Origin of the sequence: Rhodanobacter thiooxydans, from assembly GCF_030291135.1 — a bacterium.
GTDB classification, from domain to species: Bacteria; Pseudomonadota; Gammaproteobacteria; order Xanthomonadales; family Rhodanobacteraceae; genus Rhodanobacter; species Rhodanobacter thiooxydans_A.
Genome location: NZ_CP127409.1, coordinates 802,712 through 823,946 on the forward strand (window position 1 = coordinate 802,712; position 21,235 = coordinate 823,946).

At 68.2% G+C, this 21,235-nt stretch carries 16 protein-coding genes; 9 read left to right on the top strand and 7 right to left on the bottom strand.

From position 1 onward, the window contains the following. Positions 1-43 precede the first annotated feature (43 nt). Complete coding sequence (dxs, locus tag QQA13_RS03485) at positions 44-1,936, bottom strand: 1-deoxy-D-xylulose-5-phosphate synthase (protein WP_108472744.1); 1,893 nt, start codon at positions 1,934-1,936, stop codon at positions 44-46. A gap of 165 nt (positions 1,937-2,101) precedes the next feature. Next, a complete protein-coding gene (locus QQA13_RS03490; protein ID WP_108472745.1) occupies positions 2,102-2,719 on the bottom strand; it encodes an HNH endonuclease in 618 nt (205 codons plus the stop codon). 241 nt (positions 2,720-2,960) lie between these two features. Here QQA13_RS03490 and QQA13_RS03495 point away from each other — a divergent pair, with 241 nt between their 5' ends. Then, positions 2,961-3,743 carry a SapC family protein gene (locus QQA13_RS03495; protein ID WP_234411382.1) on the top strand — a complete coding sequence of 261 codons (783 nt, stop codon included), beginning with the start codon at positions 2,961-2,963 and terminating at the stop codon, positions 3,741-3,743. Between the two features lie 63 nt (positions 3,744-3,806). Here QQA13_RS03495 and QQA13_RS03500 read toward each other — a convergent pair whose 3' ends face one another. After that, entirely contained in the window at positions 3,807-4,283 is a 477-nt protein-coding gene (locus QQA13_RS03500) for a GNAT family N-acetyltransferase (RefSeq protein WP_108472747.1), read from the bottom strand. A gap of 160 nt (positions 4,284-4,443) precedes the next feature. On the opposite strand from QQA13_RS03500, the gene QQA13_RS03505 reads away from it, so the two are divergent. From QQA13_RS03505 to QQA13_RS03515, 3 genes are all read left to right on the top strand, one after another. Then, positions 4,444-5,883 (top strand): RNB domain-containing ribonuclease, encoded by a 1,440-nt coding sequence (locus QQA13_RS03505; RefSeq protein WP_108472748.1) that lies wholly within the window; start codon positions 4,444-4,446, stop codon positions 5,881-5,883. Positions 5,884-6,079: 196 nt separating this feature from the next. After that, entirely contained in the window at positions 6,080-6,550 is a 471-nt protein-coding gene (locus tag QQA13_RS03510; RefSeq protein ID WP_199909873.1) for a hypothetical protein, read from the top strand. Between the two features lie 84 nt (positions 6,551-6,634). Beyond that, positions 6,635-7,669 carry an alpha/beta fold hydrolase gene (locus tag QQA13_RS03515; RefSeq protein WP_159082215.1) on the top strand — a complete coding sequence of 345 codons (1,035 nt, stop codon included), beginning with the start codon at positions 6,635-6,637 and terminating at the stop codon, positions 7,667-7,669. A 50-nt stretch (positions 7,670-7,719) separates the two neighbouring features. Here QQA13_RS03515 and QQA13_RS03520 read toward each other — a convergent pair whose 3' ends face one another. Then, a complete protein-coding gene (locus QQA13_RS03520; RefSeq protein ID WP_108472750.1) occupies positions 7,720-9,681 on the bottom strand; it encodes a CocE/NonD family hydrolase in 1,962 nt (653 codons plus the stop codon). Between the two features lie 95 nt (positions 9,682-9,776). On the opposite strand from QQA13_RS03520, the gene QQA13_RS03525 reads away from it, so the two are divergent. After that, positions 9,777-10,001 (top strand): hypothetical protein, encoded by a 225-nt coding sequence (locus tag QQA13_RS03525; protein WP_108472751.1) that lies wholly within the window; start codon positions 9,777-9,779, stop codon positions 9,999-10,001. A 332-nt stretch (positions 10,002-10,333) separates the two neighbouring features. On the opposite strand, the gene QQA13_RS03530 is transcribed toward QQA13_RS03525, so the two are convergent. Beyond that, positions 10,334-12,124: an acyl-CoA dehydrogenase C-terminal domain-containing protein gene (locus QQA13_RS03530; protein ID WP_108472752.1), complete on the bottom strand. Its 1,791-nt coding sequence runs from the start codon at positions 12,122-12,124 to the stop codon at positions 10,334-10,336. A 25-nt stretch (positions 12,125-12,149) separates the two neighbouring features. Next, entirely contained in the window at positions 12,150-12,626 is a 477-nt protein-coding gene (locus tag QQA13_RS03535; protein WP_108472753.1) for a hypothetical protein, read from the bottom strand. A gap of 243 nt (positions 12,627-12,869) precedes the next feature. On the opposite strand from QQA13_RS03535, the gene QQA13_RS03540 reads away from it, so the two are divergent. Then, positions 12,870-13,337, top strand: coding sequence for an SET domain-containing protein (locus QQA13_RS03540; RefSeq protein WP_108472754.1), 468 nt, complete (start codon positions 12,870-12,872; stop codon positions 13,335-13,337). Between the two features lie 18 nt (positions 13,338-13,355). Here the strand turns inward: QQA13_RS03540 and fusA are convergent, their stop codons facing one another. Further along, a complete protein-coding gene (gene fusA / locus QQA13_RS03545; RefSeq protein WP_108472755.1) occupies positions 13,356-15,395 on the bottom strand; it encodes an elongation factor G in 2,040 nt (679 codons plus the stop codon). Between the two features lie 255 nt (positions 15,396-15,650). On the opposite strand from fusA, the gene QQA13_RS03550 reads away from it, so the two are divergent. The 3 genes from QQA13_RS03550 (at position 15,651) to QQA13_RS03560 (ending at position 21,217) form a co-directional block, all read left to right on the top strand. Next, positions 15,651-16,706, top strand: coding sequence for a hypothetical protein (locus tag QQA13_RS03550; RefSeq protein WP_234411383.1), 1,056 nt, complete (start codon positions 15,651-15,653; stop codon positions 16,704-16,706). A gap of 41 nt (positions 16,707-16,747) precedes the next feature. Beyond that, positions 16,748-18,712 (top strand): hypothetical protein, encoded by a 1,965-nt coding sequence (locus tag QQA13_RS03555; RefSeq protein ID WP_234411384.1) that lies wholly within the window; start codon positions 16,748-16,750, stop codon positions 18,710-18,712. A gap of 906 nt (positions 18,713-19,618) precedes the next feature. Then, positions 19,619-21,217 carry a hypothetical protein gene (locus QQA13_RS03560; RefSeq protein ID WP_108472758.1) on the top strand — a complete coding sequence of 533 codons (1,599 nt, stop codon included), beginning with the start codon at positions 19,619-19,621 and terminating at the stop codon, positions 21,215-21,217. The last annotated feature ends 18 nt before the right edge of the window (positions 21,218-21,235 follow it).

Below are 21,235 nucleotides of genomic sequence, written 5' to 3' on the forward strand. Positions count from 1 at the left end.
GTCGCGCACCGACCCGCCTGCCGGCGCGGCGGGACGGCGGATCTCAGCCCGCGCTGGCGATGCTGGCGGCGGCAAGCTGCGGGAAGCGCGCGCGGATCGCGTGGCGGATGCCGGGCAGGTCGAGGCCGGCCATGCTCAGCACTTCCTCGCGGCTGCCGTGTTCCAGATAGACGTCTGGAAGGCCGAGATGCAGGATCGGCAGGGTGATGCCGTGTGCGGCCAGGCATTCGGCCACGGCGGAGCCGGCACCGCCGGCGACCGCGTTGTCTTCCAGGGTGACGAAGGCGTCGTGGGTCTGCGCCAGTTCCACGAGCAGCGCCTCGTCCAGCGGTTTCACGAAGCGCATGTTGACCAGGGTGGCGTCGAGCTCGGCGGCGATCGTGGCGGCGGGTGCCAGCATCGTGCCGAAGCTGAGCAGGGCCAGGCCGTGGCCGCGCCGGCGCAGCTCGGCCTTGCCGAGCGGCAGCGTGTCGAGTTGCTGGTGGATCGCGGCGCCGGGGCCGGTGCCGCGCGGATAGCGGATGGCGGCGGGGCCGTGGTGGTGGAAGCCGGTGCTCAGCATCATGCGGCACTCGTTCTCGTCGGCCGGCGCCATGATGACCATGTTCGGCAGGCAGCGCAGGTAGGTCAGGTCGAAGCTGCCCGAGTGGGTGGCGCCGTCCGGGCCGACCACGCCGGCGCGGTCGATGGCGAAAGTGACGTCGAGGTTCTGCAGCGCCACGTCGTGGATGGCCTGGTCGTAGGCGCGCTGCAGGAAGGTGGAGTAGATCGCCACCACCGGCTTGGCGCCCTCGCAGGCCATGCCGGCGGCCAGCGTCACCGCGTGCTGTTCGGCGATCGCCACGTCGAAGTAGCGCTCGGGGTATTCCTTCGAGAAACGCACCAGGCCGGAACCCTCGCGCATCGCCGGGGTAATGCCGAGCAGGCGCTCGTCGGCGGCGGCCTGGTCGCACAGCCAGTCGCCGAAGACGTCGGTATAGGCAGGCCGGGCCGGCGCCGCCTTCTTGACCAGGCCCGCCTGCGGATCGAACGGACCCACCGCGTGGTACTTGATCTGTTCCTGCTCGGCCGGGGCGTAGCCCTTGCCCTTGGTGGTGATCACGTGCAGCAGCTGCGGGCCGGGCAGGTTCTTCACCGTGCGCAGCGCCTGCAGCAGCTTCGGGATGTTGTGGCCGTCGATCGGACCGGTGTAATGGAAGCCCAGCTCCTCGAACAGCGTCGAGGGCACGAACATGCCCTTGGCGTGCTCTTCCCAGCGCTTGAAGAAGCGGCCCATGAAGGACTGCTTCGGGATTGCCCGCTTGGCCCGTTCGCGCAGCTGGTTGAGGCGGCGGCTGGCCATGGCGCGGGCCATCATCTTGGTCATCGCGCCCACGTTCTCGCTGATCGACATGCCGTTGTCGTTGAACACCACCAGCAGGTTCGGCTCGACGTCGCCGCCGTGGTTGAGCGCCTCGAACGCCATGCCGGCGGTCATCGCGCCGTCGCCGATCACCGCGACGACCTTGCGCTGGTCGCCCTTGTGCTGCGCGGCGATCGCCATGCCCAGCGCGGCCGAGATCGAGGTGGACGAATGGCCGACGCCGAAGGTGTCGTATTCGCTTTCCTCGCGGCGCGGGAATGGCGCCAGGCCGTCCTTCTTCTTGATCGTGGTGATGCGGTCGCGGCGGCCGGTGAGGATCTTGTGCGGGTAGCACTGGTGGCCGACGTCCCACACCAGGCGGTCGTGCGGCGTGTCGAATTCGTGGTGCAACGCCACGGTCAGTTCCACCACGCCCAGGCCCGCGCCGAAATGGCCGCCGGAGCTGGCCACCGCCTCGATCAGGTACTGGCGCAGCTCGTCGGCGACGGCGGGAAGCTCGTCGTCGGGCACGCGGCGCAGATCGGCCGGCGTCTCGATCGGCGCCAGGTGGGGGTAGTGGGAAAGGTCGTTCATCCGCGTATTGTTGGTCCAGCGGCGGGGCGGGGCAAGGGCAGACATGTGAACAGGCGCTGGCGGGGCGCCGCAGGAGGTGCCCGCGTGGCGCGCGGGTTCACGTGGCGCCGTCGTCGGGACCGTGGCGCGCACAACGACAAATCGGGACGACCCGATCGATCGGGCTCAGGCGGCCACGGGCGCGGGCATGGACATCGAGCGCCGGTCGCGCGGCAGCCGGCTGACCAGGAATTCCATCTGGTCGGCCAGGATGTTGCGGTTGGACAGGATCAGGTGCTCCACCCAGCTCGGCCGGTACGGCACCGCCAGCAGCGGCATGTTGGCTTCCTGCGGGGTGCGGTTGCTCTTCTTCAGGTTGCACGCGAGGCAGGCGCTGACCACGTTCTCCCACTCGTCCTTGCCGCGCTTGGAGATCGGCAGCACGTGGTCGCGGGTGAGTTCGGCGCGGACGAAATGCTCGCCGCAATACAGGCAGATGTGGCGGTCGCGGGCGAACAGGGCGGTGTTGGTCAATGCCGGCGCCGGGTCGATCGCATGCTCGCGGCAGTGGCCGGTGCTGGCGATGATCGGGTGCAGCTGCAGCAGGCTCTGCGCGCCAAGCAGGCGGTTGTGGCCGCCGTGCACGGTGAGGCAGGGGTCGCCCAGGGTCCAGGCGACCGCGTCACGGACGTACAGGCAAACCGCCTCCTGCCAGCTGATCCAGTCGAGGATGCGGCCGGCGGCGTCCAGTGACAACACGCGGGTCGCGTTGAAGTCGGCCCGACTTGGCACTTCCATCAGCATGTAAATCGTCCTTCAGCCAGGGGCGTCGAAAGAGCGTTCAGGCAATGCGGGGTGCTTGTCTGCGGCCAGCATAGAACAATTTCGTTGCAATCCGCATGCAAATGAGGCAGCGCCACCCCTGGCGGGCAGTCGCCGTTGCGGATAAGCACTGATATGATTGCCAGTCAACACAGACCCGACGCCGGGTTTGGTAGGGGCGCTTGGTGGTGACCCGGCACGGCGGTGGGCAGAGGTGGACAACGTGGCTGAAGTTCTTTTCTACGAGCATCCGGTACCGCTCAACCGTGTCGAGCACAAAGACCTGCGCATGAAGGCCGTGCCGAACGTGAAGTTCGCCATGAACGCGCATTCCGTGCCGCTGACCGGCGTCGAATTCGGCGTCGCCGCGCGCGACCTGCTGATCGTGTTCGCCGGCACCAGCACCGCCGATGCCGGCCCGATGGCCCTGCTGGGCCTGCGCCAGAACGAAAACCTGTACGTCGACGCCAACGGCCAGTGGGCGCCGGATACGTACGTTCCCGCCTTCGTGCGCCGCTACCCGTTCGTGCTGGCCGAGAAGCCGGTCGGGCAGGAAGGCGATGACTTCACCGTGTTCCTCGACGAGCGTTACGAGGGCTTCAACGCGGACGAAGGCCAGCGCCTGTTCCAGGAAGACGGTACCGACAGCGAACTGCTGGCCAATGCCGTGGGCTTCCTCGGCGATTTCCAGCAGAACGTGGCGCGCACCAAGTGGTTCGTGGAGCAGCTGAACAAGCACGACCTGCTGGAGCCGCGCAGCGTGCAGCTGCAGAAGGAAGGCAAGGACGGCCAGCAGGGCAAGTCGATCAACCTCAATGGCCTGTTCGTGGTCAACGAGGCCAAGCTGCGCGAGCTGGACGAGAAGACCGCCCAGGAATTCCTGCGCGAGGGCATCTTCGGCTGGATCTATGCGCACCTGCTGTCGCTGACCAACATCGACCGCCTGGCCCGCCGGCTGGACGTGCGTGAGCAGGCCGAAGCGGCTGCCGGCACGGTCGCGAACTGAGCGTTCCATTCCGCTGGTCGCAACAAGGAAGCCGCCCTCGGGCGGCTTCTTTCGTTGGCGCATTCAGCGGACCGGCTTGGCCAGCCGCAGCAGGTCGGGCGAATAGCCGGAAGTTTCGTACAGCGCCCGGGCGCGCTCGTTGCCGGGGAATACCGCCAGCGTCACCAGCTGGCACTGATGGTCGCGTGCCCAGGCCTCGGCGTGCGCCAGCAGCGCCTTGCCGACGCCGCGGTTCTCGTATTGTGGCGCCACCGCGATGTCGGAGATGTGGCAGTTGCTGCGCCCGGTGAAGAAATCCGCGGTGCGCTGCAGGTGGATGAAGCCGGCCCGTTCGCCGTCCGCATCTTCGGCCACGAACAGGTAGCTGTTCGCCGGCTGGTCTTCCAGGTGGCGCAACAGATCGCTGCGGATGCCCTCGATGCATTCGTGGCGCCGTCGCCACGGTGGCAGCGTGAAATCCACGAAACGCGGCACCTGCGCCAGGATGAATTCGTCGTCTTCTTCTTCGGCCAGGCGGATCAGCAGGGACATGTCGGTCATGAGGAGCGATCGGTGGCGGGGTGACGGTGCCGTTTCTACACCTTGCCTCGTGGCTGCGGTAGTCCCTGCCGGCACGTGTATATTCCACGAAGTGCGGCAAACGCGAGAGCGCTGCATCGACCCCGCGGCGCCGAACGGCATCCACGCAAGGAGATCGCCCATGTCGACCACCCGCCGCCTCCACATCCAGCCTGCCGGGGATCCGGTGCTCGCGCAGGGCATGCGCGACATCCACGCCGAGCTGAAATTGCCGTTGGCGTTCCCGCCCGAGGTCGAGGCCGCCGCGGCGCAGGCGGCGGCGAACCCGCGGCTGCCGGAACTGGATCGCAGCAACATCGCCCTGGTGACCATCGACCCGCCTGGCTCGATGGACCTGGACCAGGCGATGTACGTCGAGCACACCGCTGGTGGCTACCGGGTGTATTACGCGATCGCCGACGTCGCCGCCTTCGTCAGCGCCGGCGACCCGGTCGACCTGGAAGCGAACCGGCGCGGCGAGACGCTGTATGGCGCGGACGCGAAAATCCCGCTGCACCCGACGGTGTTGTCCGAAGGTGCCACCTCGTTGCTGCCCGATCAATTGCGTCCGGCGCTGCTGTGGACGATCGAGCTGGACGGGGCCGGCGAAAGCATCGCCGTCGACGTGCGGCGGGCGAAGGTTAGGAGTCGCGCCCGGCTCGACTACGCCGGCGTGCAGCAACGCATCGACGCGGGGACGGCCGAGCCGATGTGGGCGGTGCTGCGCGAGGTCGGCGAGTTGCGTCGGCAGCGCGAGTTCGCCCGCGGCGGCATCAGCCTGCCGCTGCCGGAGCAGGAGATCAGCGTGGTCGATGGCCGCTGGAAGCTGGCATTTCGCGCGCGCCTGCCGATCGAGGACTGGAACGAGCAGATCTCGCTGCTGATCGGGATGGCCGCGGCGGACCTGATGGTACAGGCGAAGGTGGGCGTGCTGCGCACCTTGCCGCCGCCCGATCCGCGCGCGATCGAGCGCCTGCACGTCACCGCGCGGGTGCTCGGCATCAGCTGGCCGCCCGCGCTGGACTACCCCGGCTTCATCCGTTCGCTGGACCCGTCGAACGACGTCCACGTGGCGATGCTGACCGCCTGCACCACGGTGCTGCGCGGAGCCGGCTACGCGGCGTTCGACGGCACCCTGCCGGCGCAGCCGATGCACTCGGCGCTGGCCGCGCAGTACACCCATGCCACCGCGCCGCTGCGCCGGCTGGTCGATCGTTATACCGGCGAGGTCTGCGTGGCGCTGTGCGCGAAGCAGCCGGTGCCGGGGTGGGCGCTGGCCGCGTTGCCGGGCCTGCCGGCCACGATGCAGGCCTCCGGCCATCGTGCGGGCCAGTACGAAAGTGCCGTGCTGAGCCTGGCCGAAGCCGCCGTGCTGGCGCCGCGGCTGGGCGAGGTCTTCAACGGCGCGATCGTCGAGGTTGCGCATGACGATCCGGCCAGAGGCATGGTGATCGTCCGCGATCCGGCGGTCGAGGCAGGCGTGTCGGGCAGCACGAATCTTCCGCTCGGCGCCGACGTCAGGGTAAGCCTGGTCGAAGCCGATCCGGTGCGGCGGGTGACCCGGTTCGAGCTGGCAGGGTGACACTGCGGTGGCGTCGGCGTGGCGGCTGCCATCGCCGTGCTGCTTGGGCGGATCAGCCGCGGCGTGCGCGAGAACCTGCAGAAGCAGGGCATCACCGTGCAGACCGCTACGTTGGTCAAGCGCACCGACGCCAGCGGCCTGTACGACGCCGAAGGCAAGCTGCTGCCGGCCGACGTGATGGTTGTGGGCCGCCGGCGTGCGCGCGCCCGTGTTCCTGCGCGAGATCGACGGGCTGGAAACCAGCCGCAACGACCAACTGGCCGTGCTGCCCACGCTGCAGGCCACGCGCGACCCGGCCATCTTCGCGTTCGGCGATTGCGCGGCATGCCCGCGTGGCGGTGGTGCCAGCGGCAACGTGCCCGCGCTGGCCCAGGTCGCGCCTCAGCAGGCGGCCCTGCTGGTCGGCAACCTGCGCCGCCGGCTCGACGGCAAGCCGCTGCAGGATTACCGCTACCAGGACCGCGGCACGCTGATTTCGCTGGCCTCCTACAACGACTTCGGCAAACTGTTCGGCAACCGCATCATCGAGGGGCGCCTCGCGCACTTCTTCTACGCCTCGCTCTACCGCATGCACCAGTCCGCCCTGTACGGCCCCTGGCGCACTTCGCGCAGGCTGCTCGGCGACGCGATCGCCCGCAATACCCGGCCATTGCTGAAGTTGCATTGAGGCATCGGCGCGCCGGTGGTTGCGGCGCCCGCAGCGGGCATGCCAGATTCGCGCTTCATCAGGACGCCTGGGGAATCCACAATCATGCGCAAATCTTTCGCCGTGGCGGCGAGCCTCGCCACTGGCATCGTGTTGTCCGCCTCGTGCCTGGGCCAGGACAGCAAACCCAGACCGCCCATCGTCACCGATCCGGTCTACACGAAGCCGCAACAACTGGTGGACATGGACCACGGACGCCGCATGAACCTGTACTGCCGCGGCTCGGGTTCGCCCACGGTGATCCTCGACGCCGGCATGGGCGATTCCTCGATTTCCTGGGCGCTGGTGCAACCGGCGCTGGCAAAACGCACCCGGACCTGCGCGTACGATCGCGCCGGCATGGGCTTCAGCGATGCGGCGACGCGCCCCAGCACGGCTGGCAACATCGCCGAGGACCTGCATGCCCTGTTGCGTGCGGCGCAGATCAGTCCCCCGTACGTACTGGTCGGGCATTCGATGTCCGGCCTGACGGTACGCGTGTTCGCCGACCGCTATCCGAACGACGTAGTGGGCATGGTGCTGGTCGAAGGCTCGCACGAGGACCAGTCCGTGCGCGGCTGGGCGATCGGCGAGCCCGGCCAGCAGGCGGAATGGGATGCCTATCTCAAGGACGCGCGTTCCTGCGTGGACGACGCCCGCAGGGGCATGGCCAAGGGCACGCCGGCGTTCGCGAAATGCGTCGGCGACGACGACCCCAGGTTCAGCCAGGCCATCAACGAGGCGCAGCAGAAGTACGCGGTCACGCCGAAATGGCAGGCGGCCGCGGCCTCGGAACGCGAAAGCGTGTTCTACGCGAGCGCGCAGCAGGCCCGCGCCACCCGCAAGGACTTCGGCGCGATGCCGATCATCGTGCTCACCCATGCGCCGTATCCGAAAGGCAAGGACGAGACGCAGGAGCAGCGCAATCAGCGCACCCTGCTATGGGAAGACCTGCACACCCAGGTGGCCGCCATGTCCACCCACGGCATCAACATCATCGTGCCGCGCAGCGGCCACTTCGTGCAGTACGACCGTCCGGAGATCGTGATCGACGCAGTGGACCAGGCGCTGGCGATTGCGAAGGAGCAACACGTGAACTGATTTTGGCCGTGCTCCCTCCTTGCCTGCAGGGAGGGAGCACGGCAGTCGCCTCAGCCGCCCACCACCGGCAGTGCGATGAAACTTGCCTGATCCGCCGCGTGGTACACGCGCTGGGTGGCCTTCCGGTAGTCCGCCGGTTTCGCCATGAGGATGTTCGGCACGAAGGTCTGCGGGTTGCGGTCGTACAGCGGGAACCAGCTCGACTGTACCTGCACCATGATGCGGTGGCCGGGCAGGAAGACGTGGTTCGCCGGGGGCAGCGCGAAGCGGTAGGCCAGCGGCTGGTTGGCGGCGACCGGTTTCGCCTCGGTGAAGCCTTCGCGGTAGCGGCCGCGGAAGATGTCCATCGCCACGGCGAGCTGGTAGCCGCCCATCTCGGGCTCGTAGGCGACCTGGTCGGGGTAGACGTCGATCAGCTTGACCACCCAGTCGCTGTCGGTGCCGCTGGTGGAGGCGACCAGGTGCACCTCCGGCACGCCGCTGATGGTCAGCGGCGCAGTGAGCACGTCGCTGACGTAGCTGAGCACGTCGGTGCGGCCTGACGCCTCGCGCTGGTCGTCGACCAGCCACTGCGGCCAGGTGAAGGTGTCGTAGCCGATCGGCTGGATCGGGCGGGCGCGGAACGGCACCGGGTGCGCGGGATCGGACACGTATTCGTCGTAGGCGTCGCCGGCGGTGGGCGCGCTGAAGCCGAGCTTGCTGCCGGGTTCCAGGTACAGCGGGCGGCTTTTCGTGCGGCAGCCGTCGGTGCAGGCCAGTGGCCAGCGATCCAGCCGCTGCCACTGGTTGCTGCCGGTCTGGTACGCGGTGACGGCGGCGGTGTCGGCTCTGGGCGCGCCGTCCTTGAGGTATTGCGCCAGGTACGGGCGCAGGATCTTCTCGCGGAAATACTTCGCGGTGTCGCTGCCGAAGCGGATCGCGCCCAGCGAACTGCCTTCCTTGATTTCCTGGCCGTGGTTCCACGGCCCCATCACCAGCTTGACCATGGTGCCGCTGGTGTCCTTCGGCTTGATCGCGCGGTACACGGCCAGTGCGCCGTAGATGTCTTCCTGGTCCCACAGGCTGTGCACCAGCATCACCGGCACTTTCAGCGGCTGCGCGGTGAGCAGTTTGTCGACCGCCTGGTCGCTCCAGAAACTGTCGTAGGCCGGGTGCGCCAGCAGCTTGTTCCAGAAGCCGAGCTGGCGCATGCCGTAGGCATCGGCCAGCGCGCCGGCGGAGCCGTAGTGCATGAACAGGTCGTAGTCGTCGTGGTAGTTCGTCCACCACTTGATCGAGTTGTCGCGGCTGGCGACCTGTTCGTAGATGTAGGCCAGGTTCTGCTGGCGGAACGCGCCATTGTGGAACCAGTCGTCGCCCATCCAGCCGTCGACCATCGGGTTCATCGGCACCGACACCTTCAGCGCCGGGTGTGGGTTGAACAACGCCATCAACGGCTCGAAGCCGTCATAGGAAATGCCCAGCGTGCCGACCTTGCCGTTCGACTCGGGAATGTTCTTCACCAGCCAGTCGATGCTGTCGTAGGTGTCGGTGGCGTCGTCCACCGGGGTGGGATTCTGCGGGCCGTGCAGCGGCCGGTTCATCACGTAGTCGCCTTCGGAGCCGTACTTGCCGCGCACGTCCTGCACCACGCGGATGTAGCCGTCCTCGACGATGATGTCGGCGACGTTGTCGTAGCCCTGCAGGGTCGGGCCGAGGTGGCCGCTCATGCTGAGCCGGGTCAGCGCGTTCGCGTCGTACGGCGTGCGGGTGAACAGGATGCCGGCGTGGTGGGCGCCCTTGGGGACCAAGATCACGGTGTGCAGCTTGACCCCGTCGCGCATCGGCACCATCACGTCGCGCCGCTCGTAGTCGAAGCTGGCGGTGGCCGGAACGAACTTCGCCGGCGTTTCGCTGGGGTAGTCCGGGTATTTCGCCGGCGTCGTCGCGGCGGCTTGCAACAGGCTGCTCATCGTCAGCAGCAAGGCAAACAAGGCAGGCTTCACGCCTGCAGCGAACCGACTCGACGTCATGGTGGCTCCCCCGGTTGGACAACGCCGTACAGGGTAACCGCAACCGCGGCCCGGCGAATGTGGCGTGTTGGCAAGCCTGTTGCTTGAGTGAGGGCATGAACGACATTGCCTACGACATCAGCTATCTGCTCGACAGTGAACCGGCCAGGGTGGAAGCGCCGGCGTTGCGCGTGGCCAGGACCCCGCCGCCCGCGGCGCCACCCGGCATGGTCGAGGTGCAGGCTGTCCTGGCGCAGGAGCTGCTGCAAGCTGCCGAAGTCCACGAGGAATGGATCAGGCAGTACCTGCGCATGCAGGGCAGCACCCAGATCAGTCGATGAGACGACTGTCGCGGCAGAGCAGAACCTGACCCGGTTGGACACATCCGGGCAGCCGTCGATCGGCATGGCAGCCCGGACGCCTGGGGCCGCCGGTTCCTGACGGCCGCGAAGCGGCCGGCTAGGCGCGCACCCCACGGCGTCACGTACCCGGGCTGGCAGGTTGGGCAGGCGCAGCGAGCCCGACACGTTGGCGATGCCGCTCCGTCGGGGCCGGGGCGTTCATTGCATGTCCGGTGCCGTGATCGATATGCGTGGCGGCAGGGTTTTCGACGATGCCGACAAAAAAGCCCGGGGCCAGCCCGGGCTTTTTTGCTTGCGGTGGGGCGGGCGCGTCAGGCGATCGCGGGCAGCGTGTCCACGCCGGCTTCGATCGCCGCCTTGTGCATCCGCGTGCGCGGCAGGATGCGGGCGAAGTAGAACGCGGCGGTGTCGCGCTTGGCCTGCTTGAACGCGGTGGACTGGTTGCCGGCTTCGGCGGCCGCCACGCTGCGCGCCCACAGGTAGGCGAGGGTGACGTAGCCGGAGTAGTACAGGTAATCGGTCGCCGCGGCGCCGAGTTCCTCCGGGTTGGCCGCCACGCGCTGGGCCAGGCTCACGGTGAGGTCGCTCCACTCCTTGGTGGCGACGGCCAGCGGGCCGATCAGGTTGCGCAGCGCGGCATCGGCGCTGTGCTGCTGGCAGAACGCGCTGATCTCCTGCAGGAAGTGCTTCGCGCCCACGCCCTGCAGCTGGAGGATCTTGCGGCCCAGCAGGTCGGCCGCCTGGATGCCGGTGGTGCCTTCGTACAGGGTGATGATGCGGGCGTCGCGGACGAACTGCTCCATGCCGTTCTCGGCGATGTAGCCGTGGCCGCCGTAGATCTGCAGCGCTTCCTTGGTGCACTCCTGCGCCAGCTCGGTGGTCATGCCCTTGGCGATCGGGATCAGGAAGGCGACCAGTTCACCGGCCTTCTGTCGTGCCGCTTCGTCGGTGGCGCGATGCTCGATGTCGGTCTGCAGCGCGGTGTACAGCACCAGCGCGCGCGAGCCCTCGACGAAGGCGCGCTGGGTCAGCAGCATGCGGCGCACGTCCGGCTGCACCAGCAGGTTGTCGGCCGGCTTGTCGGGGAATTTCGCACCGGACAGCGAGCGCGACTGCAGGCGCTCGCGGGCGTAGTTGAGGCTGTTCTGCAGCGCACGCTCGGCCAGCGCCAAACCCTGCACGCCGACCGACAGCCGCGCCGCATTCATCATGGTGAACATCGCGGCCAGCCCCTTGTGCGGCTTGCCGATCAGGTAGCCCTCGGCGCCGTCGAAGTTCATCACGCAGGTGGAGCAGGCATGGATACCCATCTTGTGCTCGATCGCGCCCGCGGCGACCGTGTTGCGCTCACCCGGCGAGCCGTCCGCGTTGAGCTTGAACTTGGGCACGATGAACATCGAGATGCCGCGGCTGCCTTCCGGTGCGTCGGGCAGGCGCGCCAGCACCAGGTGCACGATGTTCTCGGTGAGGTCGTGCTCGCCGGCGCTGATGAAGATCTTGGTGCCGCTGATCTTGTAGACGGCGTGGCCGTCCGCGTCCGCCGCGGCCGGTTCGGCGCGGGTCTTCAGCAGGCCCAGGTCGGAGCCGGCCTGCGGCTCGGTCAGGCACATGGTGCCGGTCCAGCGGCCCGCCACGATCGGCCTCATGAAGCGCTCGCGCTGCCATTCCTCGCCGTGCATTTCCATCGCGTGGGTGGCGCCCTCGGACAGCAGCGGGTACAGGCTCCAGGCCAGGTTGCCGGACTGGAAGATCTCGGTGGTGGCGGTGCCGAGCACGCCGGGCAGGGCCTGGCCGCCGTAGGTTTCCGGATTGGTCAGGCCGGTCCAGCCACCTTCGGCGAACGCCTTGAACGCTTCCTTGAACGACTTCGGCGTGGTCACCGTCTGGGTGGCCTTGTCATAGTGGCAGCCCTCGGCGTCGGCCGGGCCGTTGGTCGGCGCCAGCAGCTGTTCGCTGAGGCGGCCGGCTTCCTCCAGCACCGCGTCGAGCAGGTCGCGGCTGTGCGCCTCGCCGCCTTGCAGCGAGGTCAGGGTCGACTCGGCGCCCAGTACATCGAACAGGGCGAAACGCAGGTCGTCGAGGGGAGCCTTGTAAGCGGTCATGGTGATTCCTTCGTTGAATGGGTGATCAGCGATACGTGTTGGCGATGCCCGGCACCGCCGAGATCCAGTCGCTGCCGTTGAAGTCGAACGAGCGCGGCTTGTCTTCCTGCTCGGGTTTGGCGCGGGTGCTGCCGCTGACGCGGTAGGCCAGCGCGCCGGCGCTGCCCTTGGCGGCGATCGCCTGCAGTGCCCGGGTCATCGCTGCGGTGGGCAGCACGTTGAGCTGGATCACGTCGCCGGCAAGCTCGGGAATGTCGCGGTCGAAGGTGGCGTGCAGTCGCACCGGCACCAGCTCGGCCAGCTGCAGCTGGCCGTCCAGCGACTTGAAGTCCATGCCGCCGTAGCTGTTGTTCTGGATGCGCACGGTCAGCTGCCACTGCCCGTCCGGCAGCACCACCAGTTGCTGGATGCTCAGGGTCGGCGGGAACACGCTCTTCTTCGCCGGGCCGCAGGCGGCCAGGCCCAGCAGCAGGACGGGGATGATCCAGCGGAGCAGACGCATCGCGATTTCTCCAAACGATCGTTTGAATACCGATTCTAACCGCGATCGAGGGGGTTGGCGCCAGTGGCGGCGAATGGTCGCCGGCGGGCAGTGGCGCGGAGCCGCCATGAAGCTCTCGACCGGTGCCCGCGGGTCGCGGCAGGTGCGCGCCGGATTTTCGCGCGGCGCGCCTGGCGAAGGTTTCGCGGTCATGCGCAAACGGGCATCATCGGCGTTCATCTTTCATCCGCAGGGTTCCACCGCATGTCACGACGCTTTGTTGCACGCCGCTCGCCGATCCACGGCAACGGCGTGTTCGCCACCGCCCCAATCGCCAGGGGCGAGGAGATCATCGAGTACAAGGGCAAGTTGATGAGTCACGCGCAGGCGGACGATCTGTACGGCGACGGCGGCGAGACCGGCCACACGTTTTTGTTCACACTCAACGACGACTACATCATCGACGCCAACCAGGGCGGCAACAGCGCGCGCTGGATCAACCACAGCTGCGCGCCGAACTGCCGCGCGCTGGTCGAGGAAAGCGCCAGCGGCGACCCGCGCCGGGACCGCGTGGTGATCGAGGCGATCCGCAACATCAAGCCAGGCGAGGAGCTCACCTACGACTACGGCATCGTGCTCGACGTGCCGCACACCGCGCGCCTGAAGAAGCTGTGGGTATGCCTGTGCGGCTCGCCGAAGTGCAGCGGCACGCTGCTCAAGCCCAAGCGTTGAAGCCTGCCGCCGAAGGGCTCAGTCCTCTTCCACGTGCGGCTTCCACGCCTCGCTGAGCTGCTTCTGCACGGCCGGCGGCACCGCCTCGTAGTGGCTGAGATCGAGGCTGTAGCGGCCGCGGCCGCCAGTCATCGACTTCAGTTCGGTGGGGTAGTCGGTCAGCTCGGCCAGCGGCGCCTGCGCCTTGATCACCAGCTCGCCGCCGCGCTGGGCGTCGGTGCCCATGATGCGCGCGCGCTTGCCGGCCAGGCCGCCGGTGACATCGCCCACGCTGTGCTCGGGGATCGCCACCTCGACGTTGACGATCGGTTCCAGCACGATCGGCTGTGCCTTGCCGATGGCGTCGAGGAACGCCTTCTTGCCGGCGCTGACGAAGGCGACCTCCTTCGAGTCGACCGGGTGGTACTTGCCGTCGTACACGGTCACGCGCAGGTCCTGCAGCGGATAGCCGGCCACCGCGCCGTGCTCCATCGCCTGGCGCACGCCCTTCTCGATCGCCGGCAGGAACTGGCCGGGGATCACGCCGCCCTTGACCGCGTCGACGAACTCGAAGCCGGCACCGCGTTCCAGCGGTTCCACACGCAGGAACACCTCGCCGAACTGGCCGGCGCCGCCGGTCTGCTTCTTGTGCCGGTGGTGGCCCTCGGCGTGGGCGGCAATGGTTTCGCGATAGGCGATCCGCGGCGGCTGCGCCTCCACCTCGACGCCGTAACGCTCGCGCATGCGTTCCAGCATCACCTTCAGGTGCAGCTCGGACAGCCCGCGCACCACCGTCTCGTTGAGTTCCTTGTGGTGCTCGACGCGGAAACACGGATCTTCCTCGGCCAGCCGCGCCAGCGCGTTGGAGAGCTTCTGCTCCTGGCCCTTGTGCCGCGGCACCAGCGCCAGGCCGAACATCGGCGCGGGGAAGCTCGGCGGTGCCAGCGTGATGCGGTCCTCGTCGTGCGAGTCGTGCAGCACCGCGTCGAAGTGGATCTCCTCGACCTTCGCCACCGCGGCGATGTCGCCGGGGATCGCCGCCTCGATCTCCACGTGGCCCTTGCCCTGCGGGCGCAGCAGGTGGCCGACCTTGAACGGCTTGCGGCCGTCGTCGACCAGCAGCTGGCTGTCGCGGCGCACCGTGCCCTGCCACACGCGGAACACACCCAGCTTGCCCACGAATGGATCGTTGACGATCTTGAACACGTCGGCGATCACGTGGGCCGCGGGATCACCGCTGACTTTCAGCGGCGTGCCATCGCCGCGCGTGAACGGTGGCGGGTTGCCCTCGGCCGGGTTCGGCAGCAGCCGCGCCGCCACGTCCAGCAGCTCGGGCACGCCCACGCCGGTACGCGCGCTGACGAAGCAGATCGGCACCAAGTGGCCCTCGCGCAGGCATTGCTCGAACGCGTCGTGCAGCTGCTGCGATGTCAGCGCGCCTTCGCCGGCATCCAGGTAACGATCCATCACGGTTTCGTCGACTTCGACCACCTGGTCCAGGATGCGCTGGTGTGCCTCGGTCAGCGAGGAAAAATCGGTGGCGCCGTCGGCGTGGAAGAAGCAGTCCAGCACCCGGCTGCCGCGGTTGGCGGGCAGGTTCACCGGCAGGCACTCGTTGCCGAATTCCTCGCGCAGCGCGTCGACGAGTGCGGGCAGTTTGGCGCCGTCGTAGTCGATCTTGTTGATCACCAGCATGCGGGCCAGGCCGCGCTGCTTCGCGTGCATCATCATGCGGCGGGTGCCGTGCTCGATGCCGTTGATGGCATTCACCACGATCGCCACGGTTTCCACTGCCGACAACGCGGCCAGCGTGGCCCCGCGGAAATCGGCGTAGCCGGCGGTGTCGATCAGGTTGAGGTGGCAGTTGCCGCGATCGAGTTGCGCGATGCAGCTGTCGATGGAGTGCACGCGCGCCCTTTCCTGGCTGTCGCTGTCCGACACCGTGTTGCCGCGCTCGACCGTGCCTGCCGCCTGGATCGCGCCACCGGCCAGCAGCAGCGCTTCGAACAGCGTGGTCTTGCCCACGCCGGCGTGCCCGGCGAGCGCGATGTTGCGGATGCTTTCCGTGGAATACGTCACGATGCGACCCTCCCATGCAGGGCGTGGCCTCGTGGCATGAGCGGCGCCGCACGAGGCCGCGCGTTGGCGGCTGACGATGGCGGGCCGTCATGGTCGTCTCGCAGGAGTGCAGGGCGTGACGTGCACCGGGCAAGCGCGGTCATGGCGGAGAGACGGCGCGTGGCGCCGTCCGGCTAGCCTTGAGCGAACCGGCGGTGCGGTCAAGCTGCAGTGCGGGGAACTGGCGCCGCGTTGCGGTGGTCTCAATCGAACGTCGTGGCTGCGCCCGCCATCGCCGGCCCCGGTGGCCCGGTGCTCGGCGCAGGTTCAAGCGCCATCGGCCATCCTGTCTGCCGCCATCTCCCGCGAGGCACCGTCATCGTCCGTCCGCAGCAGCTTGCCCGGCACCCGCCACCGGACCCGGAACCCGGCCAGCCGGCGGGTCGCGGCCTGAGTCCGCTGGATGGCGTGGCGCGGGCATGGCTGCGGCAACGGCGCTGGCGCGAGCCGCGGCACGAGCGCCGTCAGCACTGGCTGGCGCTGGTGGTGGCCGGCCTGCTGCATGCACTGTTCGTGCTGGTGATCTGGCAGCAGATGCGGCCGCCGATGATCCAGGCCACACACATGCAACCGGACGAGGTGCTGCAGGTGCGCTTCATCACGCGCGTACCGGCCGCCGCGACCGCACCGCCGCCGCCGGCCACGCCAGCGCCGCCGCGGCCCCGCGTGCCGCTCCGTCCGCACGAGCCGGCGGCGAAGCACGCGATGACCCTGCAACTGCCCACGCCGGCGCCGGCCGCGCCGCGCCTGTATGACGAAAACGGCCAGCCGCTGCTGCCCGCGGCCGCCGCCAGCACGCCAGCGCCCGACTACGTGCAGCAGCTGCCGCAGGGCGACGCGCGGATCATGCAGCACCGCAGTCCGGTCACCTATCAGGCCACGCGTTTCGAAAAAGACTGGAACAGCAACAGCAATGCGATCGACAGCGCGCTGCAGAAGCTGGTGGACAAGACCACGCTGAAGAAGACCATCCACTTGCCTGGCGGCGTGCGCATCCACTGCGGCGTTTCCCTTGCCATGCTGGCCGGCGGCTGCGGCGGCGAGCCGCCGCCACCGCCTTCGGCCAAGGATGGCGACGAGCGCCTCAGCATGGCGCCGGCGAAATCGCTGGCCGGTGACGCGTATGCGCCGTCGAAGCCCGACGAGGCGGCGTGCATCGCGATGTACCGCGCCGGCAAACCGCTGGCGTGGGGCTGCCCGGTCGACACGCCGAACCGTGCGGTCGACGCCGAACTGCGTGAACGCGCTGCGGCAGCTGCCAGGCGGCATTGAGCGTCATGCGGAAGCGCGGGCGTGCCCGTTACACTCGCTGCATGCCCCTGCCGCCCCCGGACCCGCCAGCCGCCAGCCGCCCCGCCAATCCGGCGCGGGCGATGCTGAATTCGCCGCTGGCGGCGGCCACGCGGGCCCGGGTCTATCACCAGCGTACCCGTCCGCGCCCGCGCGAACGCGGCCTGCGCATCCTCGCCATGGCGGGCGCGCTGCTGGTGCATCTGATCTTCCTGTTTGGCTTCGTGCTCGGCCCGGCGTACGAAGTGATGCCGCCGCCGGAATCGCGGCAACAGTTGCTGCAGGTACGTTTGATCGAACCACCCGAACCGCCGCCACCGCCACCGGTGCGCGGCACGCCGCCCAAGGAGCGTGGCCCGCGCCACCAGGGCCGCAGCAGCCGACCCGCACCGAGCAGCGAGCGCAGCGCGAACATCGAGGCCGTGAGCGCACCGAAGCCGGCTGCAGCGGCGGCGACGCTGGTGATCGCGAAAGTCGCGAAGCCGCGCGCACCGCAGCCAAAGCCGGCCGCCGCGCCGCCGGCGCCGGTGAGCCTGCCGCAACCGGCGCCGACGCCGGTACTGCAACCGATCCCGCTGGCTGGCGAACCGCCGGTGGTGACCTTGCCGACGCCTGTCGTGCAAGCGCCGGTGCCGCCGAAGTTCCAGCCCGAGTCGGTACGCCGGCCGCAACGGGAAGGCAACCGCCCGATGCCGCCACCGCCGTCGCTGGCGCTGCCCGAACTGCCGCCGCAGGCCGCGCCGCCGATCACCGTGTCGAGCATCGCGCTGAATACCGAAGTGCCCAGGTCCAGCGCGCCGGCCAGCGTGACACCGGTCCGCGCCGAGCTTCCTGCCGCGCCGCCGGTGCCCGAGTTGCAGCCCATCCTGCTGCCCGCACAGCCCGCGCCGAACGTCAACGTGCAGGCGCCATTGAGCGTACCGACGCCGAGCGTACCGATCGAAAAACCGCAGGTGCAGGCACCGGCGGTCGAGGTGGCCGAGGCGGAACTCGAAGCGGTGCCGCTGGCGCCGACGGCACCTGCGCAGGTCGAGCCGCAGGCGCCGAGCACGAAGATCGAAGTTGCCGCCGCGGCGCAGAAAACAGCCGTCCAGCCGTCCATCGAGCGGCCGCAGTTGAGCGCGCCGCCGGCCATCGCTGCGGCCGCCACTGCCACACCCGCTCAGCCCGCAACAAGCCCGCCGACCGAGTCGTCGTCGCCTGCGGCCACCGAGCCGGCCCCGCCCAGCCCGGCAGACGCCAGCGGCGGGCGCGATGTCAGCCGCGCCCCCGATGCCTCGCCGCAAGGCAGCGATTTCGCCACGCCCGGCGAGCCCAACGCCACCGCTGCCGCAGCGCCGGTCAACAGCCGTACGGGTGTCGCTGCCGCGTCGTCGGTGACGAAACCGGGCAGCGGCAAACAGCAAGGCGTGGGTCAGCCCGGTGGCAACCAGCCCGGCGCGGAACAGGGCGAACGGCAGGGTGAACTGGGCAGCTACGTGCAGCTGAAGCCGCGCGGCGACACCGAGGTCATGCGCCACGGCACGCCGAACATCGGCTACAAGCCCACCCGTTTCGAACAGGACTGGGCCCCCGAGGGCGAAAGCTCGATCGACACCGCACTGCGTCGAGCGGTGGAGAAGACCAAGGTCAGCCACACCTTCCACCTGCCACGCGGCATTCGCGTGGAATGCACGGTGATGCCGCTGCTGCCGGTGGCCCTGCTCGGTTGCAACAATCCCGATCCCCCCGCGAAGCCGGTCGACGACAAAGTCTACGAGCGCCTGCACCTGGCGCCGGCCAATCCCGTGGCGACACCTGCGCCGGCGGCCAGCAGCGCCACCCCGGCGCCGATGGTCAGGTTCGACAACAGCGCCGAATGCGCCGCCGCCCGCGTCGCCGGCAGCCCACCGCCACCCGGCTGCGCAGGCATCGTGCTGCCGGTCAAGCCGGCCGCCCCCGCGCCGTCATCCAGTTCGTGGGTACCAGCGAGCGACCAGTTCCACTGATTACTCGTTCAAGGCGGACGGCTACGCCGCCGCTTAACTCCAGCGTTAGGCCAATAGATGATGGGCACTCATAGTTCTGCTTTGATCCTCGCAGGGGCGGCTACCGCGGCGGCCGCCCTGGCGCACCTAGGCTGCATCGTCGGTGGTCCCGCCTGGTATCGCGTCATGGGCGCCGGACCGCGCATGATCCGGGCTGCCGAGCGGAGTCGATGGCAGGCCACTGCGATTACTCTCGGCATCACACTCGTACTCGCTCTTTGGGCAACCTGCGCCTGGTCAGTCGCAGGGCTTCTGCCTCGGCTTCCTTTTGCGCAGTTCGTGTTGCCGCTCGTCGCGGTCGTCTTCTTGGCGCGGGGTTTACTATTTCCTCTGCTAAAGCCCTATTTTCCGGGCAACAGTGCAGCGTTTTGGTATTGGAGTTCGGGCCTGTGTCTGGCTCTTGGGCTGCTTTACCTTGTAGGGACATGGCAGGCGTGGTCACGCATCGGCGCGGCCTAACAAATTATTCAAGCCAGATTATCTTGTTGAGTAGATGTCGCCAGTCATGACGGACGAACCACGTTTGGACGTCCGAATGATTTGTCGGGTTATCGCTCCAGGGACTCGACGCCCCCATCATTTCACTTCGCCACCGGCCATGACGCAGGCGCCTCGTTGTTCTGTGACTGTCATCATCTTGCGCGGTGCGCCCTGTCTGTTCGCAAGTAATTACGGTCGATTGAAAGGTTGCTGCAAGTTACACGGCGCCATATGCCGGGACTTCTTCGCGGGGGCGCGGCATCACATGCTGCGATGCGGAGAGGCGTCACCGGTATGGGCTTGCGGCCAAGCTGCGACAGGATTCGGCCCGCCGTCTGCGCATCCGGTTCAGAGAAAACCAACGCTGTTTTCTGGAGGGAGAAGCCTATGTCATTGTCCAAGCCCGGCAGCCTCAGCCTCGTGCTGTGTGCTGCCGTCAGTCTTGCCATCACCGGAAGTGCCCACGCCGCCACCACCACGGGGCCCGAGGTCACGCCGGCGGTGCAGCACGACACCTTGCATTCGCTGCGCGGCGTGATGCCGCGTCCGGATGATTTCACCAAGAACTCGCACGCACATCCGGCCCACCGGCTGCCGTTCATCGACGGCCCGGGCACCCAGACCGACGGCGCCGTGCAGAGCAGCCCCACCGGCAGCTTCGCGCCCGCGCTCGGCGCCGGTTTCGACGGCGTGGGCCAGGGTTTCAGCGGCCCGCAGGGTACGTTCACCGTCAACAGCGCGCCGCCGGATACCAACGGTGCGGTCGGTGCCACCCAGTACGTGCAGATCGTCAACAGCGCGTTCGCGGTGTTCGACAAGTCGACCAAGGCGGTGACCTACGGCCCGGTGACGACCAATACGTTGTGGGCCGGTTTCGGTGGTCCGTGCGAAACCGACAACGATGGCGATGCCACCGTGGTTTACGACAAGGCGGCCGGCCGTTGGGTGATCTCGCAGTTCGCGGTGACTGCTGCGCCGTACTACCAGTGCGTGGCGGTATCGGCGACCAGCGATGCCACCGGTGCCTACTATCGCTACGCGTTCCCTTACGGCAGCACATTCCCCGACTATCCGAAGATGGGTGTGTGGCCGGATGCCTATTACGAAACGTTCAACATGTTCAACGGCAACACGTTCGCCGGTGCGAAGCTCTGCGCCTACAACCGCAACGCGATGCTGAGCGGCGCCGCGGCCACGCAGCAGTGCTTCCAGTTGTCCACCAGCTACGGCGGCGTGCTGCCGGCCGACCTCGACGGTGCTACCGCGCCGCCGGCCGGTTCGCCGAACTACCTGATGAACTTCGGCTCCAGCAAGCTGAACCTGTGGAAGTTCCACGTGGACTGGGCAAATACGGCCAACACCACGTTGACCGGACCGGTCAGCATTCCGGTGGCCTCGTTCGCCGCGGCCTGCGGTGGCGGTACCTGCATCCCGCAGGCCAGCACCTCCCAGAAGCTCGACTCGCTGGCCGACCGGCTGATGTTCCGCCTGGCCTACCGCAACTTCGGCGACCACGAGTCGCTGGTGGTGAGCCATTCGGTGCAGGTCGGCACCACGCACAAGAACCCCTACACCGGCGTGCGCTGGTATGAGGTCCGCAACCCGGGCACTACGCCGGTGGTCTACCAGCAGTCCACCTTCTCGCCGGACACCAGCTATCGCTGGATGGGTTCGGTGGCGATGGACAAGGTGGGCGACATGGCGCTGGGCTACAGCGTGTCGAGCAGCGCACTGCACCCGGCGGTCCGCTACACCGGTCGCCTGGGCACCGATGCGCTGAGCACCATGCAGGCCGAGAACAGCATCATCGAGGGCCTGGGTTCGCAGAGCGGCAACAACCTGGCGCGCTGGGGCGACTACAGCGCGATGACGGTCGACCCGGTCGACGACTGCACCTTCTGGTACACCACCGAGTACCTGAAGAGCACCGGCTCGTTCAACTGGAACACGCGCATCGCGTCGTTCAAGTTCCCGGGCTGCCTGTAACCGATGCACCGTCCGGCC

Coding starts and splice junctions, on each gene's coding strand:
- QQA13_RS03515 (WP_159082215.1), top strand. CDS start 6,635: ATGCGCAAATCTTTCGCCGTGGCGGCGAGCCTCGCCACTGGCATCGTG.
- dxs (WP_108472744.1), bottom strand. CDS start 1,936: ATGAACGACCTTTCCCACTACCCCCACCTGGCGCCGATCGAGACGCCG.
- QQA13_RS03555 (WP_234411384.1), top strand. CDS start 16,748: ATGCCCCTGCCGCCCCCGGACCCGCCAGCCGCCAGCCGCCCCGCCAAT.
- QQA13_RS03560 (WP_108472758.1), top strand. CDS start 19,619: ATGTCATTGTCCAAGCCCGGCAGCCTCAGCCTCGTGCTGTGTGCTGCC.
- QQA13_RS03540 (WP_108472754.1), top strand. CDS start 12,870: ATGTCACGACGCTTTGTTGCACGCCGCTCGCCGATCCACGGCAACGGC.
- QQA13_RS03505 (WP_108472748.1), top strand. CDS start 4,444: ATGTCGACCACCCGCCGCCTCCACATCCAGCCTGCCGGGGATCCGGTG.
- QQA13_RS03500 (WP_108472747.1), bottom strand. CDS start 4,283: ATGACCGACATGTCCCTGCTGATCCGCCTGGCCGAAGAAGAAGACGAC.
- QQA13_RS03520 (WP_108472750.1), bottom strand. CDS start 9,681: ATGACGTCGAGTCGGTTCGCTGCAGGCGTGAAGCCTGCCTTGTTTGCC.
- QQA13_RS03535 (WP_108472753.1), bottom strand. CDS start 12,626: ATGCGTCTGCTCCGCTGGATCATCCCCGTCCTGCTGCTGGGCCTGGCC.
- QQA13_RS03490 (WP_108472745.1), bottom strand. CDS start 2,719: ATGCTGATGGAAGTGCCAAGTCGGGCCGACTTCAACGCGACCCGCGTG.
- QQA13_RS03525 (WP_108472751.1), top strand. CDS start 9,777: ATGAACGACATTGCCTACGACATCAGCTATCTGCTCGACAGTGAACCG.
- QQA13_RS03530 (WP_108472752.1), bottom strand. CDS start 12,124: ATGACCGCTTACAAGGCTCCCCTCGACGACCTGCGTTTCGCCCTGTTC.